Genomic DNA, 14276 nt, shown 5'->3' with positions numbered 1-14276 from the left:
TTGAATGTTTTGAAGAACCAGGTCATGCTGTCAGAGTAGGCGAGATCCTGGAGAAACAAAAAGAGCTATATGCTGCGATGGATATCCGGCCGCCAGTCTCGTTATGAGTGGCCGGGAATCCAGGATATCAGTTGCAGGCTGAAACCCATCATTATAGTATCCCTTTTGTTTTTATAGGGGATACCTGCATCGGAGGATTTTCCGACCTTAAAGAACTTGACGAAAAGGGTGCATTGTCGGATTTGATTGAAGAAAAACAGGATTAAGATGTTTAAAAGAACTGCTACAACAATAGCAGTTCTTTTAATTAACTCAAACTTCGCACAAAATCTAAACCACTTTTTTTCAGTGTCATCATAATGACGAAAAAACGACTGTCCTTCGTAGTCCTTTTAGAACCATTCTGTCAACCAATTTCGCATCATATGAATTTCATTTCGCTGGGTGTTTCGGATGGTTTCGGCAAAAGGAATGATTTCCGAATGTTTAGCCAATCCGCTGGTGATCTAGTTGTTGAGACATCATTACAGCCCGCACCGTGGACGAACTTGTAAAAAAGGGATATTTCCAACGGACCCCTTCACATGAAGACCGACGCAGTGTTGACATATCCCTTACTGATTCTGGTCGAGTTTTTTTTAATTAAAGCGGATGGACATGGTCTTGATTGCGGCTACAACAACCGCTGATGATATCACGACAATATCAATCCCCATCGGCAATCGCAAAAACGAACTGATTACAAGATAAACACAACAGACCAGTGTCATTTTCAGAAACACGCTTAAATGTGCGGCTGCATAGGCTTTTCTTTTTTCACTACCCGCTGCTTTAGCTTCCTCAAAGCTGGGTCCGCCATTAATCCAATAAACATATTCGCCCGCATAAATCATAACCATTAAACCATCAATTGCCATAACCATGAATATCAGGATCATTCTAACCTCGGCACCCTCTCCCCAGGTTATCTGGAACAGCTGCCCAAACATTCGATTAATAAATGTTGGCAAAAAGCTACTCACCGCTATGAATAATAACAGCCACAGGAATAATGGTTTATAGGTTTTTTTATAAGACCGCTGTTCCATCATTTTTTCTTTTTCTTCGGCTTGGGCATTGGTAGTTCCTGATAGCTTGCCCGCAGCAATTCGGCTAACCATTCCTGATCATCCAGCGAATCAATCAAAAACTGTGGCTTGGCACCCGGGTATGGCGGACCTTCTTCAACGGTTGTTATGCGTTCTTCAATCATGACTCGCCCCGCTTCCGTTTTCTTAAGAAAAAACTGATTATCACAGATCAGTCCAACAATCTTTTCGTCAAGATAGACGCCATATTCGCCAAACATTTTTTTGCAGCTGATGTTTCCTGCTGCTATTAACTGATCGCAGACATAGTCTGCAAATTCCTTACTGGTTCCCATTATTGCCTCCTTAATTTAACCTCTTACGTTCTTTTGATCTGGGTATGACTTAATTTGCCGCTATTATCGGTTAATAATACGGATTTGCATGCTTGCCATCACATCCAACGCCGCCTCATTAAGGCGGTCTTCATTACTGGCGACACAGCTGGCATCGACAATAATTTCGGCTTCAGGCAGGGCCGCCTTTGCCAGCACGGCATCCGAGATCAGACAAATATTTGACACCACACCGACCAGCTCGACCCGGTCATACTGGTTCGCCGCCAGAAACTCAGCGAGCTCCATTGATCCAAATGCAATCTTTTCAATGCAGGTGTCAGTATCCAGCCGCAGCTTTGCCACCTTGCCATAAAGCTCCCACCCGACGGTTCCCTTGATGCAATGAACAACCGGTAAATTTCTTCCTTCCTGAGTGTTTAGATAATCTGCCGTATGCGTGTCATAGGTAAACAGAATTTCCTGTCCTTTTTGGCGATATTCCAATATTTTTTGGGCAATCGGTTCCTCAAGACGAACCGACTGGGGAAAGCCAAGCGTACCTTCGACAAAATCTTGCTGATAATCTATTACCAATAGGATGTTTTTCATCTATTCAATCTCCCTTTTTTTCTTTATTCTACCACTTTTAAAATTAAATTTCAGCAAAGGAAATTAAAAAAGAGCATGAAGCATTTGAACAAAACAGACTTGATGAGCTCGGTGATCTGTTTGACGGAGGATACAAAGATTGAAAACCAGCCTGTAAAAGTACCAGACCGCAAGCTGATGTATAATATCGGCTATATGCCCCAGGAAGATGCCCTTTAATATGCGATGGTTATCAGATAAATTGCTGCGATGATCAGCAAGATAATGCTGTTCCACTTCAAAAACTTAATGTCCGATAAATCAAAACCTTCTTTTTTATTAACAATCATTAAATTGTATATACCGCCACCGGCAACGATTAATACAATCGTTAACGACATCGGTCCCATGGTTCCATAGGAATCCAAAATTACCAGTAAAGCAATCAGAACATATAGAATCCCGCAAACATTAAACTGATCTTTAAATCTTTTGGCCGTCGCTCCCTGTAAAACATTTCCGCCCAATTGCTTTTTATATTGCCGGTAAAAAACGAAGGACAGAACGCCCACCACCAGGCTTAATAATGGAATCATAATAATTAAAAGCTGATCTCCGGTAAAACTCATTTTTGCAGCACCTCTTCTGATTTATATTGTTATATCTTTTTAAATATTTTATTTGATTATAATACCTTTGGAATTAAAATGCTACAATAAGCCAAAAGACGGGGATTTGAAACAACACCTAACTCTCCCTTATCTCGATAAAACGGGTTCTTCTTGACACAGTTCACTTCATTGGATATATTTAGATCAGATCATGCGATTTATCATAGGCAGAATATTCATCCGTGTGCTGATGCCATTGATGCTTAAGGCTGCTACTGTCCAACGGTCATAAGGAGGTTTTACTATGCATTGGTTTTCAAATCTCATGGGAACGAACCACCGGCCCACACTGGGTCTAAAAAATCTACTTAAATACATCGGACCGGGTCTCCTGGTCACCGTGGGATTTATTGATCCCGGAAACTGGGCCTCCAACATTGCCGCCGGTTCTACCTACGGGTATACCCTGCTTTGGATGGTCACCCTTTCCACCATTATGCTCATTGTTCTTCAACACAACGTCGCCCATTTAGGTATTGTCACCGGCGACTGTCTGGCTGAATCCGCAGTTAAACATCTGCCCAAACCTTTGGCCCGGTTTACGCTGGGAACGGCGATACTGGCGACGATTTCGACCTCACTGGCGGAAATTCTGGGCGGCGCCATTGCCCTTCAGATGCTCTTCAAAATTCCCATTCGCATTGGCGCTATTATCATTCTGGCTTTGACATTATGGCTATTATTCAGCAATTCCTATGGTCGGCTTGAAAAACTGATCATCGGCTTTGTTTCGGTTATCGGCTTATCCTTTCTCTATGAATTGACCCTGGTTGATGTCAACTGGCCGGCAGCGCTTTCCGGATGGACCACAATCAGTTTTCCCGATGCTTCGATGCCCATTGTTATGGCCGTGCTGGGAGCTGTGGTCATGCCCCACAATCTGTTTCTTCATTCCGAAATCATCCAAAGCCGCCAATGGAATCTCGAAGATGAGTCGGTTATTAAAAAACAACTTAAATACGAGTTTTTTGACACCCTGTTCTCGATGATTGCCGGCTGGGGCATCAACAGTGCCATGATTATTCTCGCCGCTGCGACATTCTTTAACCGCAACGTTGTGGTGACCGAGCTGTCTCAAGCTCAGGATATGATGATCCCACTGCTGGGCAATGGTGCCGCAGTTATTTTTGCGATTGCCTTGCTTTTTTCGGGCATCTCATCGACCACCACTGCGGGTATCGCCGGCGGATCGATTTTTGCGGGCCTTTTTGGCGAGCCCTATGACCTGAAAGATAACCATACCAAGTTTGGTGTTGCGATGATTCTAATTCTGGGAACCCTTGGTATTTTTGTCATTTCCGATCCGTTTAAAGGGTTGATCTACAGCCAGATGCTTTTGAGTATTCAACTGCCCATTACCGTTGTGCTACAAGTATACCTCACATCATCCGAAAAAGTCATGGGTTCCTACAAAAACCCCATGTCAACCCGAATTGTCCTCATTGCTATTGCAGTTATTCTGACGTTTTTAAATCTGATGCTTTTTTCTTCCCTGATCTGATCATGAAGCCTTTCGAAAGAGGCGAAGCGCTATTCCCACCCGGGAGTTCCGTTGATACAATGAACAACTGGTAACTTTCTGCCTTCCTGAGTGTTTAGATAATCTGCTGTATGGCTGTCATAAGCCAATGTTTTTTGCAATTATACATGAAAAAACAGCGGTCAAAATGACCACTGTTTTTTTGATTGGATTAAGTCGCCACCTTGTTAAGGTCCATCAGTTCAGGGTAATGACTTGACCTTCGGCCCATTGGGTGACGGTTTTGTCGACGGCATACTGATAGAGATTGACGATTACAGCATCAGAATCGGCTTTGGGGGGTGAAATCACGACAAAGTTCATGGTTGGATTCCCCGTTGCATGATCACTCCAGGTGCCGGTGTTGGCATAGATGGTTTTCTGACTGGCTGGATTAGTCATCGACGTGATCCGGGCATGATGGGTATGTCCGAAGATTACAATCCGTTTAGTTGGATCCGTATCAAAAATCTGAGTCTGAGCCTGCGAATCGATAAAGGCCGTATCGGCTGATTTGGTAATGGCATCGCTAGTCGCAATGTTTACCTTCACCCCGTTAATCGCTTCGCGTTGCTCCCAGGTGCTTTCGATGTCTTGATAGAGATTCATCCCCAGAGTGCCATCGGCATTCTGGTGCGGTAGAATATCGTTAACGGCGTAGGTCTGGGTGTAGCCGTCAATATTTGTTTTGATGGCGGCATCGGCAAAGCTTTCATTAACCGGCACGTTAGTCAACAGCGCTTTCCAAAGCTGTGCATAGCGATAAATATTCAGCTGGTCGGCATCCGTTTTATCCACCGATAATTCCGGAAAGGTGTTGGTTGATTTGGGATATCCTTCGATAATTGAAGATACTCCGACCCGGGCATAAAAGTAAGCCGGGGGCAAAATGGAAGTGCCATTTTGGGTAATGTCCCGGTTTGAAATAGGATCCGGGGCCGAGTAAAAATCATAGCGGTGGCCATGTTCAATAACTATTTCCGAATTGGTGCCAGTGACATAGGACCCCAGCCCCTGCATGCTGTCCCGAGCCTGGTTGATACCGGGAAAAATCCGCGCCAGATCGGCATCGGTGGCCAGCAGATCGTGGTTCCCCGGAGTATAGGTGACTTTGATTTCACCGCCCTGGATGATGGCATTGATGGCATCAACGACGGTTTTATTATTTGCCGCCACCGCATCATAAAAAGCAGCTTGGGAATCCGGCATGGTATAATCCATCGGCAGCATCCAAAAATCAAGGAAATCCCCGGCAATCACCAGCTCTTTCACATTGGGAGAGGCCTTGAGCTGACCCAGATAATCAACCAGCGGTTGGCGGTTGGCCACGGTTGAGGTATAGGCATCATCGATTCCTAAATGGATGTCACTGATGATATGAATCTGGGTGCGCTCATTGTTCAGATCCATATTTCCAGCCAGCTTCAATTGATAATTAGTGGCAAAATATCCCACAAAAGCGTTGACCAGACTTGCCCCAGTCGTGGATTTTAAATCACGGCTGATGGTCAGCTGATATTCCTCCCCCTGGGTTAAAGGGGACATTGCATTGTTGTTGATTTGAATTGCCTGGGGATCAGCGGCATCTATTTTGATAGTGCTCGGCTCTTCTACCGCATTGCCATTTTTCTCGATGCGATAGAGTTTAATTGCATCGGTCATTGTTTTGGGATCAATTTTTTGGGTGAAGGTCAGGCTGATCGTCGTCACGGTATCATTAAGTGACGGTTGAGTCACATCCTCGGATGTTGCAATGTTCGTCTTTACGGTCATGGCCCCAGCGGCTTTCGGCGCCCAAAGCATGCATCCCAGGCTGATCAACAGAACCCCGGAAGTAATCAGCAGCAGTTTTTTCTTTTCAGTCATCAGTCAATTCTCCTCTTTGTAATTTTCCATTCGGCAACAGCCCTTCAACTTGCAAATAAATTGACTATCCTTTATGGCGTTAGTATCATTCATTTTGAAATATTGTATCACTAAATAATTTTCTGGGAAAGTGCTTTAAAAATTAATTTAGGTCCTATAACAAGAGGATGTTACGAGACCAGTGAAAAACACAATTTGCTGAAACCAGGCAATATCATTTAGTTAATCAAGCAAAACGATCGTTTCAGAACAGTGTATGTTTGAAGATACACACGCTGTTCTTTTTTGATAATTCTCCCGATCACAATTGATGTTAACTAGAATCAGTTACACAACAGGTTTTCGGGGTTGAAAAATGTATTTACTCTTTACAAATGTTATTTGAAGAAATAAAATGGAGTAAAAACAGAAGGACCTTAACTCTAGGAAAAAGATAAAATATACCTAAGATTGGGATGTGAAAGATTGATGGTAATTAATGATTCTGAAAAGAATAATGAAATTTTTATAGAAAATGAGGACAAGGCGAATCAATATGCGGCTAAATGTTTGATCATTGTTGCAGCTATTGTTGGAAGTGTATGGATTTTAAATTCCATCAATTTTTTTATTATTTCAAAAATGCTGATGAACATAGCCATGCCGACAAGTATAACATTGTTTCTTTTGCCATCGTTGCTGGTTAAAATGATTAGCGGTCAAAAGTGGTACCTGAAATATCTGATCATGGCTTGTACCATTATGGGAATGACCAGTCTTTCGACAATGATGACGTATCATACGATCCTTGCCTGGATTTGTCCGTTATTGATTTCCTGCCATTACTATTCTAAAAAATTTACTGCGTGGACTTTGGCGGGAAGTGTTGTTTTTATGACGATGGCTATTTTTGCCGGACTTTATGTTGGTTTATGGGATTCAAATATGATGGCTGAAATGGATGGCGTGAAAGAGCGGATCATTACCGCAAGCATTTTGATTAGAACCTTTAAGTTCTATTATTTGCCGCGAGTATTTACCCTAATCGCATTCGCGCCAATTTGTTTTACCTTGATGGATCGGACGCGGGCGCTTCTGAATAAACAGAAAAAAGATAATGAAGAAAAAGAACGAATTTCAGCTGAACTGAATGTGGCCACGGAAATCCAAACATCTATGCTGCCCAGTATTTTTCCTGACTTCACGAATCGAGCCGAATTTGAAATTTATGCGACGATGAAACCGGCTAAAGAAGTTGGTGGTGACTTTTATGACTTCTTTTCCATTGATGATGATCATTTGGCGGTAGTGATTGCCGATGTCTCGGGGAAAGGTGTTCCAGCGGCGTTATTTATGGTAGTTGCTAAAACGTTGATTAAAAATCAAGCCCAGGTTGGTCGTACGCCGGTTGAAATTTTTACATTAGTGAATGCCCAGCTTTGTGAAAATAACGAAGTGGGGATGTTTGTCACCGCTTTTATGGGGGTATACGAAATTTCGACACATCATTTTGTTTGTGTGAATGCCGGACATAATCCGCCATTGTTAAAAAGAGCAGATGGCAGCTTTGAATATTTAAAATTGCATACCGGCTTTGTGCTTGGCGGAATGGAAGAGATTAAGTATAAACAGCAAGAAATGCAGCTGACAAGTGGCGATGAATTGTATCTCTATACCGATGGCGTCACCGAAGCAACGAATATCAATGATGAATTGTATGGTGAGGATAGATTGCTTGCTGCACTCAACAACAATATGGACTTAAATACAGATGAGTTGCTTTCAAGTGTAAAAAATGATATTGACTGCTTTGTTAATGGAGCCCCCCAATTTGATGATATTACAATGGTCGCCTTTAAAATTGGAAGTTAGTATGCACTAGTACTTAATAAAGAAGTATTGAAGACACTTTTTCACACGAACGAAAAAAAGAAAAACTAGCTAATTTCAGGCTTTATGGAATGGCTACTGAGAACACGGCATCTGAATTGTCGGAACCTTTATCAAGTTCATGCATATCGAATTCGACGACGGCAGTTAATACAGTTAGTGTTGCGGCGATGTCGGTTACCGCCTTCATGCTTGCCTTTGGTCTATTTACCTTTGCTATTAACTGATCACAGACATAGTCCGCAAATTCCTTACTAGTTCCCATTGTTGCCTCCTTGTGTTTTGTTTATTATAGCTCGGAAATTTCAGCCATGGAATTGAAATTTTGCCAGTTTTATATAAGGTATCGAATGAAATTATGACCTATACCGTCCAGATAATAAAGATGGTCCAATTGAGAGTCGCTTACTAATCCGCATGAATAAAACGATTAAATGCCTCATCGATTTTCCCTGAATTTCCCGTCATTAAATGTCCTCCCGTTTTGCATGACACAAACGTACAATTTGGTATTTTCTCTGACCATAAGGCGGCTTTACGATAATCCGCCAATTTATCATCTTCTGCATGCACAATTAATACGGGAACACTCAATTTGCTCATATCATATTTCTCATAGTGATTATCCATATCGGTATTGGCAATTTTTGCATCTAAAACAATGCCGTCATGTCTTTCACTTAAGGGCATAATTAATCCGATCGTGTCACGATCCATTCCCATCAGTGGTCCAAATAATGGGCTAAAAAACCACATTGGAAAATCATAACAGATTGCTGAAGGTGGTCCAACATAGGTTGCTTCGTTGTCTGGCTTTTCAATTGCCGGATAACCCGAGCAGTATAAGATCAAGCCCTTAGTGCGTTCTGGATGCAAAAGCGCAAATTTAATTGCAACTGCTCCTCCGGCCGATGTGCCAAGCACATATACTTTATCAATATTCAATGCATTCAATAGTTCGACAAAGGTTTCTACTTGACTATCAATACTCGGATTCTCAGCCACATCACTCCCGGGATATCCAAATCGAGAAGGCGCAATCACTCGATAATTATCTGTTTTATCCGAAAGTGTATCATAGGCTTGATCATAGCCGCCGCAGATACCATGACAGCTCAGTATGACTTCACCCTCACCTTCATCAATATAGGTTATTCTTCCATATGATGTTTCAACGGTTTCTGCTTTATTCTGGTATGTTTCAAATCGTTCAGACGCTTTTTTCAATTCGAGATTAAATTTTATTACGATCACAACCGCCAATACAACTAAGATTCCGCTAATAATCAAGATAACTTTTCTCTTCTTCAAATAATCATACCGTCCTGCTATAATTTTTCCCAAATACTCTTATATGTTCATTTAAGTAACCCTTAATCTGATCTTCATTCTCTGGATTACAGTCGTATTGTTGAAACAGTAAAAGAATCGGACCATAAAATTGAAGCGCAATTATTTCTGGATTTTCTTCCCTAAACAATCTACCTTCAACTAGCTTTACGAAAGTCTTGCTTTGTTTATGAACTACCCCTAACAAATATGACTCACCATACTGCCTGGCTGCCTGTTCATTCCCAAACTGTTCTCTCATTAATAATCTTCTAAAATTTGATACCACAGGATCTTTAGTAAAAAGAGAAAACAAATTCCAGGATATTTCACATAATTTTTCAACCGATAATTCCTTATACGCCTGTGCGACATCTTCTGTCATGACCTCGGGAACTTCATTTTCCTGATAAACCAATTCGATTCGCTCTTTCATGATCACCATAATACTGTCTAAAATGTCTTGTTTGTTTTTGAAATGCTTATATAATGCACTTTCACGTACTCCTACTGCACTTGCAATGTCTCTTACGGATACTCCCGAAAAGCCTTTCTGTGCAAACAACTCCAAAGAAATATACAATATTCTATCCTTCGTATTCATAATCGCTCCTCTAATTACATACCACAAGTGAACAAGTGTTAACCTAATAATAGTTAACATTTGTTCACTTGTCAAGTGCATTAATAAAAAATACCCCCCCACTGTGCCCATAAATAATCAACTCAACATAGGGCATTTCCTATCTTGCAGCCACAAAAAAAAGGCCACCCGAAGGTGGGCAAACAAACCAATAAAGAAAACGTGGGGGCGTTTCGTTTGTTGTGCTTCATTATTTTCAAAAACAATTGTAATAAAACCAAATTTTGGGGTACTAATAGTTTAAAAACTCCTAGGAGGTCATGGCATGTCAAATTATGAAACCCCTGAATACGCAGTTGTTGAAAAAGATGGTGAAAAATCATGCCCTAACTACCACCAAAAGTCAAAACCGTTTGCCGAAGACGTGGGCAAAACGAGAGGATGTATGCGTATATGACAAGCAAAAAAAAATCAAAAGGGAAGATCAATGGAACAGATTCACTAACCGCTAATAATGCGGCGCTTAGTAAAACGTTTGAAACACTGGCTCGCTTAGGCTATGCAGCACGCGGAATTATCTATTGTGTAATTGGATTGCTGGCGGTTCTTATGGCAGTTGGATATGGTGGGAAGATGACCGATCAGCAGGGTGCTATCTCGATGATTGGAGCCCAACCTTACGGCCGAATTCTTTTATGGCTTGTGTTGATTGGATTGGTTTGCTATTCATTGTGGGGACTAATCCGAGCTATCTTTAATCCGTTCCACCAAGATCATGATGCAAAGGGTTTTGCCCTCAGAATTGGCTATCTGGTAAGCGCAACTGCCTACGGGCTACTGGTATTGCCAACATATGCACTCATCTCGGGCGGAGCACAGCCTGCTCAAAGTGGCGCTCAACAAGGCCAAATCCAGCAATATACTGACCAGATTCTGGTGATGCCATTTGGACAGTTGTTGGTGGGTATTATGGGTATAATTTTAATCTTAGTTGGTCTCATACAAATTTTTCAGGGATTCAGCTCGGGTTTTGAACGGCGGATTCACCTCACAAAACTGAATCCGGTTCAATTGAGACGGGTCAGGTTTCTCGGCAGATTAGGTACCATCGCCCGGGGAATCATCTTTACGCTGATCGGTTTCTTCATCGTTATGGCTGCCTATACCGCCAATTCACAGCAAATTAAAGGTTTTGACAGCACTTTAACATATATTCTGCAGCAGCCTTATGGGGGCTTACTAATGGGTGTGATTGCGTTGGGTCTTATTTCTTTAGGTTTGTATTCCCTGTGTATGTCGATATTTTTCAGATTAAAAAAATAATCAACCAAGACATCGTTATTTGAAAGGTCGTGTTTTTATGACTGCGAACACTGTTCACCCCGATAGAAAGAAGCGCAGAAAACCAGGTGGCCTGCAAAGTCCGGATTTTCTGATGCGACATCCTGTTTTTAGCGTCACAATAATTCTCTTGAGCATTATGATTTTTGGAATACTCGCATATTTCGTGCTCCAGCAAGGATCCCTGGTAAAGTGGGATTTAGATGTCGTAAACCGTATGCATACAGTGGCTTTATCAAGTCCTGAATGGGTTAAAAATGTCATGCTTGCCGGGGATTATCTGGGAAAGCAAGGATATATGGTGGCTGGCGTAATATTGGGTCTCTATTTTCTGATTAAACGGTTTTGGAAAGAATTCTTTATGGTTATTGTCCTTTATGCTGGGCAGGGTATCCTATTCTTAAGTTTAGGCAGTCTTATTGCCCGTCCGCGTCCTGTATTTTCTGAAAATATTGGAAGTGTCATTTCATATCCAAGTTTTCCGAGCGGCCATATGATGAGTGCGGTTATTATGTTTGGACTGTTGGCTTATTTCATTGTGCCAAAGATATCATCATGGGCAGGTAAGGCAGCAGCGATACTGCTAGCCGTATTTTTGGTTTTCTTTATTGGTTACAGTCGGTTTTTTATGGGGGTACATTATATAACCGATATTATCGCCGGAACCGCCCTCGGTGTCGCTTGGGTAACCCTTGTTATTTTTTCTATTGAAATAATATCCAGAAAGGTAGTGAAAGAAAATGAAAAAGAAAAAGAAAAGTAAAAGTAAAAATAAACATATTCGTGCCAAATTGATAGCGAACCCGGGGGCCGGAAATGAAGTGGATGCGCCTTCTCTTTTGGAACAGGCAGTTCGCTGCCTGACCAATCATGGAATAAAAGTAGACGTTGCGTATGCATCGCCCAAAAAAGAGTGCCGCATCCTTGCCAAAAAAGCTGTTGAAAAGGGCTATAAAATTGTCATTGCCATGGGTGGAGATGGAACGATCGGGGAAGTCATTCGCGGTATCGCCGGCTCAGATGTGACCCTGGGAGTTATTGTCGGTGGAACCATGAACGATATTGCCGCAAGTCTTGGTATCCCTGAAGACGTTGAGGCGGCATGTGCATTAATCGCCAAGGGCGATATGCGTGAGTTGGATCTCTGGCAAATCAAAACCCGCAAACATAAGAAATTCTATTTCTTTATGGTAACTGTCATCGGCCTGACGGCAGCTCTGTATCCTGATGTCAAAAAAATACCCAAGGGTAAATTGAAGGAGAAATTTTCTTCTATGAAGGATGCAATTGTGACATTAGTAGAACATGAAGCAAAACCTGAAGTGTTGCTGACTTTAGATGACGAAAGCAAAATAAAGGTCGATACGATGGTGGTAACAATAGCGAATACCCCGCTCATTGCATCCAAAAATCTGGTTGCTCCGGACGCCTCAATGCAGGACGGACTCTTTGATATCTCGGTATTTCCGGATTATAACAAGGCGGAAGTGCTTAGCTATTTTCAAAGAACTGCGGAAGAAAATCTGATTCCAGACGGAAAACTTCAACGTTTTCGCGCTCATAAAGTAAAAGTCAAATCCAAACCAAAGTTGGAAATTTCAGCAGATGGGATTTCCTTAGGAACAGGCACGTGTACAATCAAAATGCATAGAAGAGCACTTCGTGTATTTGTGCCGCCGATCGGCTTAGGTGCTGAAAAGTCGCAGGAGGATGAGGAAGAAGAATTATCTGCCCCACTATCTCCTTTTATTAAGCAAAACAAAGAATCGTCAACCTAAGAACGATTCTATGTCAGGACGAGATAATTTTAAGGTGGTACAAGAAAATGAAAAAATCGATCAAACCCGTTAACCCTGATAAACCTGAAAATGCTGCTGTAGAAGCGGTTAAAGACAAGACTCCCTCGCCCGTTGAAAGTCGTAGAAAAGCCCGTCTGTTTCAACTGAGTGTTGGAATAATGCTTGCCGCTTTTGCGGTTTTGACATTCTTAGTTATCACCGTTCCTTCATTTACGATTGATTTAACTATTTCGACTGGTTTGCAATTGATCGATAATCCCGTCTTTTCCGGGCTGATGACTGTCATCAGTTGGGCTGGGAATTCACCGCAATCGTCGATAGTAATTGCCGTTATTATTGTGACTCTTTTTGCTCTGGAGTTTCGGTGGGAATCCACAGTCGCTTTGATCATTGCGGTGTTTGTTCCATTACTCAACCTGCTCATAAAAACTTTGGTCCACCGTCCTCGTCCGGGTGTAGATCTGATTCACGTCGTCAATGTACTCAATAGCTATAGTTTTCCTAGCGGACATGTCATGTTTTATACAGGGTTTTTCGGATTTGTCTGTTTCCTGACTTATACACTGCTCAAACCATTCTGGATACGGACTTTGCTGTTAATTATCTTTGGCAGTCACATTGTTCTGGTTGGACTATCTCGCATTTATCTTGGCCAGCACTGGGCCAGTGATGTGTTAGGAGCCTATCTATTGGGAGGGTTATGTCTTATTGCGGGTATTCATTTTTACCGTTGGGGAAAAACACGCTTTTTTGTTCGGCAATAAAATGATGACACAAGTGGGGGACGTTTCGGGATCAGTGAAAAAGTCATATTTGGGGGCTAATTTCTAAAAATATGAGTAAACTATTTTAAGAAAGCGAAATTTATTTAGAACCATTCTGTCAACCAATTTCGCATCATATGAATTTCATTTCGCTGGGTATTTCGGATGGTTTCGGCAAAAGGAATGATTTCCGAATGTTTAGCCAATCCGCTGGTGATCAGTTGTTGAGACATCATCACAGCATCCATATGATGGAAAATCATATCTTGCAGGAAAGCCTGATCCAGCGCATCACCCTGAAGATTCGTAAGATCCCGCATCATTGGCTGGTAATCAACCGCATGATCTTCATTAGGATACCAGGTATTAAGCCAGATCTTCATTTGTTCAATTTCGGCACTCTGGGTTTTAATAATATCGTCCGCAAATTTTTTCATTTCTTCACGCTGCGTATTCGCTTTCAAAATATTGGCAGACGAAACAGCTTCCTCGTGATGTGCAATCATATGCACTAAATAATCATGTTCGCTTTCAATCGATTC

18 protein-coding genes are annotated in these 14276 nt (G+C 41.9%); 9 read left to right on the top strand and 9 right to left on the bottom strand.

Features of this window, described 5'->3' with window-relative positions:
• The first annotated feature begins 538 nt into the window (after positions 1–538).
• The gene (locus Q7J41_RS16280; protein WP_304889490.1) at positions 539–646 is read left to right on the top strand and encodes a winged helix DNA-binding protein; all 108 of its coding nucleotides are present in this window, start codon (positions 539–541) and stop codon (positions 644–646) included.
• Here the strand turns inward: Q7J41_RS16280 and Q7J41_RS16275 are convergent.
• The 3 genes from Q7J41_RS16275 to Q7J41_RS16265 all read right to left on the bottom strand — a co-directional run bounded on the left by Q7J41_RS16275 (position 639) and on the right by Q7J41_RS16265 (position 2014).
• Entirely contained in the window at positions 639–1160 is a 522-nt protein-coding gene (locus tag Q7J41_RS16275) for a hypothetical protein (protein WP_304889489.1), read from the bottom strand. The genes Q7J41_RS16280 and Q7J41_RS16275 overlap by 8 nt on opposite strands.
• Positions 1088–1423: a TfoX/Sxy family protein gene (locus Q7J41_RS16270; RefSeq protein WP_304889488.1), complete on the bottom strand. Its 336-nt coding sequence runs from the start codon at positions 1421–1423 to the stop codon at positions 1088–1090. Before Q7J41_RS16270 ends, Q7J41_RS16275 begins: the two co-directional genes overlap by 73 nt.
• Before the next feature lie 63 nt (positions 1424–1486).
• The gene (locus Q7J41_RS16265) at positions 1487–2014 is read right to left on the bottom strand and encodes a cysteine hydrolase family protein (protein WP_304889487.1); all 528 of its coding nucleotides are present in this window, start codon (positions 2012–2014) and stop codon (positions 1487–1489) included.
• A 75-nt stretch (positions 2015–2089) separates the two neighbouring features.
• Between Q7J41_RS16265 and Q7J41_RS16260 the strand changes: the two genes are divergently transcribed.
• On the top strand, positions 2090–2233 hold the full coding sequence (locus Q7J41_RS16260) for a hypothetical protein (RefSeq protein WP_304889486.1): 144 nt from the start codon (positions 2090–2092) through the stop codon (positions 2231–2233).
• Here Q7J41_RS16260 and Q7J41_RS16255 read toward each other — a convergent pair.
• Positions 2230–2622 carry a hypothetical protein gene (locus tag Q7J41_RS16255; protein ID WP_304889485.1) on the bottom strand — a complete coding sequence of 131 codons (393 nt, stop codon included), beginning with the start codon at positions 2620–2622 and terminating at the stop codon, positions 2230–2232. The two genes, Q7J41_RS16260 and Q7J41_RS16255, sit on opposite strands and share 4 nt — an antisense overlap.
• A gap of 286 nt (positions 2623–2908) precedes the next feature.
• Between Q7J41_RS16255 and Q7J41_RS16250 the strand changes: the two genes are divergently transcribed.
• Positions 2909–4165: an Nramp family divalent metal transporter gene (locus tag Q7J41_RS16250; RefSeq protein ID WP_370651031.1), complete on the top strand. Its 1257-nt coding sequence runs from the start codon at positions 2909–2911 to the stop codon at positions 4163–4165.
• A gap of 216 nt (positions 4166–4381) precedes the next feature.
• Here the strand turns inward: Q7J41_RS16250 and Q7J41_RS16240 are convergent, their stop codons facing one another.
• A complete protein-coding gene (locus tag Q7J41_RS16240) occupies positions 4382–6049 on the bottom strand; it encodes a metallophosphoesterase (RefSeq protein WP_304889484.1) in 1668 nt (555 codons plus the stop codon).
• Positions 6050–6517: 468 nt separating this feature from the next.
• On the opposite strand from Q7J41_RS16240, the gene Q7J41_RS16235 reads away from it, so the two are divergent.
• Positions 6518–7900, top strand: a complete 1383-nt coding sequence (locus Q7J41_RS16235) for a PP2C family protein-serine/threonine phosphatase (RefSeq protein WP_304889491.1) — start codon at positions 6518–6520, stop codon at positions 7898–7900.
• Positions 7901–7982: 82 nt separating this feature from the next.
• On the opposite strand, the gene Q7J41_RS16230 is transcribed toward Q7J41_RS16235, so the two are convergent.
• From Q7J41_RS16230 to Q7J41_RS16220, 3 genes are all read right to left on the bottom strand, one after another.
• Positions 7983–8183: a hypothetical protein gene (locus Q7J41_RS16230; RefSeq protein ID WP_304889483.1), complete on the bottom strand. Its 201-nt coding sequence runs from the start codon at positions 8181–8183 to the stop codon at positions 7983–7985.
• A 143-nt stretch (positions 8184–8326) separates the two neighbouring features.
• Positions 8327–9229 (bottom strand): alpha/beta fold hydrolase, encoded by a 903-nt coding sequence (locus tag Q7J41_RS16225; protein WP_304889482.1) that lies wholly within the window; start codon positions 9227–9229, stop codon positions 8327–8329.
• Positions 9230–9233: 4 nt separating this feature from the next.
• The gene (locus Q7J41_RS16220; RefSeq protein ID WP_304889481.1) at positions 9234–9851 is read right to left on the bottom strand and encodes a TetR/AcrR family transcriptional regulator; all 618 of its coding nucleotides are present in this window, start codon (positions 9849–9851) and stop codon (positions 9234–9236) included.
• A 304-nt stretch (positions 9852–10155) separates the two neighbouring features.
• On the opposite strand from Q7J41_RS16220, the gene Q7J41_RS16215 reads away from it, so the two are divergent.
• From Q7J41_RS16215 to Q7J41_RS16195, 5 genes are read left to right on the top strand one after another with little or no spacing between them, the layout of a single operon-like run.
• Positions 10156–10287 (top strand): hypothetical protein, encoded by a 132-nt coding sequence (locus tag Q7J41_RS16215; protein WP_304889480.1) that lies wholly within the window; start codon positions 10156–10158, stop codon positions 10285–10287.
• Complete coding sequence (locus Q7J41_RS16210) at positions 10284–11153, top strand: DUF1206 domain-containing protein (protein WP_304889479.1); 870 nt, start codon at positions 10284–10286, stop codon at positions 11151–11153. Before Q7J41_RS16215 ends, Q7J41_RS16210 begins: the two co-directional genes overlap by 4 nt.
• Before the next feature lie 37 nt (positions 11154–11190).
• Positions 11191–11934 (top strand): phosphatase PAP2 family protein, encoded by a 744-nt coding sequence (locus Q7J41_RS16205; protein ID WP_304889478.1) that lies wholly within the window; start codon positions 11191–11193, stop codon positions 11932–11934.
• Positions 11912–12949 carry a diacylglycerol kinase family protein gene (locus Q7J41_RS16200; protein WP_304889477.1) on the top strand — a complete coding sequence of 346 codons (1038 nt, stop codon included), beginning with the start codon at positions 11912–11914 and terminating at the stop codon, positions 12947–12949. Before Q7J41_RS16205 ends, Q7J41_RS16200 begins: the two co-directional genes overlap by 23 nt.
• A 47-nt stretch (positions 12950–12996) precedes the next feature.
• A complete protein-coding gene (locus Q7J41_RS16195; RefSeq protein ID WP_304889476.1) occupies positions 12997–13734 on the top strand; it encodes a phosphatase PAP2 family protein in 738 nt (245 codons plus the stop codon).
• A 104-nt stretch (positions 13735–13838) separates the two neighbouring features.
• Here Q7J41_RS16195 and Q7J41_RS16190 read toward each other — a convergent pair.
• Positions 13839–14276, bottom strand: a 438-nt coding sequence (locus Q7J41_RS16190; protein ID WP_304889475.1) for a DUF305 domain-containing protein, incomplete at its 5' end; no start/stop codon positions are given.

It is taken from the genome of Acetobacterium sp. (genome assembly GCF_030652775.1).
In the GTDB taxonomy this organism is placed as follows: Bacteria; Bacillota; Clostridia; order Eubacteriales; family Eubacteriaceae; genus Acetobacterium.
This window is presented reverse-complemented; position numbering and strand designations above follow the sequence as displayed.

Bases quoted from the DNA above. Each gene is read 5' to 3' on its own strand.
- Q7J41_RS16275 (WP_304889489.1), bottom strand. From the start codon at position 1,160: ATGGTTAGCCGAATTGCTGCGGGCAAGCTATCAGGAACTACCAATGCC.
- Q7J41_RS16270 (WP_304889488.1), bottom strand. From the start codon at position 1,423: ATGGGAACCAGTAAGGAATTTGCAGACTATGTCTGCGATCAGTTAATA.
- Q7J41_RS16265 (WP_304889487.1), bottom strand. From the start codon at position 2,014: ATGAAAAACATCCTATTGGTAATAGATTATCAGCAAGATTTTGTCGAA.
- Q7J41_RS16260 (WP_304889486.1), top strand. From the start codon at position 2,090: ATGAAGCATTTGAACAAAACAGACTTGATGAGCTCGGTGATCTGTTTG.
- Q7J41_RS16255 (WP_304889485.1), bottom strand. From the start codon at position 2,622: ATGAGTTTTACCGGAGATCAGCTTTTAATTATTATGATTCCATTATTA.
- Q7J41_RS16250 (WP_370651031.1), top strand. From the start codon at position 2,909: ATGCATTGGTTTTCAAATCTCATGGGAACGAACCACCGGCCCACACTG.
- Q7J41_RS16240 (WP_304889484.1), bottom strand. From the start codon at position 6,049: ATGACTGAAAAGAAAAAACTGCTGCTGATTACTTCCGGGGTTCTGTTG.
- Q7J41_RS16235 (WP_304889491.1), top strand. From the start codon at position 6,518: ATGGTAATTAATGATTCTGAAAAGAATAATGAAATTTTTATAGAAAAT.
- Q7J41_RS16230 (WP_304889483.1), bottom strand. From the start codon at position 8,183: ATGGGAACTAGTAAGGAATTTGCGGACTATGTCTGTGATCAGTTAATA.
- Q7J41_RS16220 (WP_304889481.1), bottom strand. From the start codon at position 9,851: ATGAATACGAAGGATAGAATATTGTATATTTCTTTGGAGTTGTTTGCA.
- Q7J41_RS16215 (WP_304889480.1), top strand. From the start codon at position 10,156: ATGTCAAATTATGAAACCCCTGAATACGCAGTTGTTGAAAAAGATGGT.
- Q7J41_RS16210 (WP_304889479.1), top strand. From the start codon at position 10,284: ATGACAAGCAAAAAAAAATCAAAAGGGAAGATCAATGGAACAGATTCA.
- Q7J41_RS16205 (WP_304889478.1), top strand. From the start codon at position 11,191: ATGACTGCGAACACTGTTCACCCCGATAGAAAGAAGCGCAGAAAACCA.
- Q7J41_RS16200 (WP_304889477.1), top strand. From the start codon at position 11,912: ATGAAAAAGAAAAAGAAAAGTAAAAGTAAAAATAAACATATTCGTGCC.
- Q7J41_RS16195 (WP_304889476.1), top strand. From the start codon at position 12,997: ATGAAAAAATCGATCAAACCCGTTAACCCTGATAAACCTGAAAATGCT.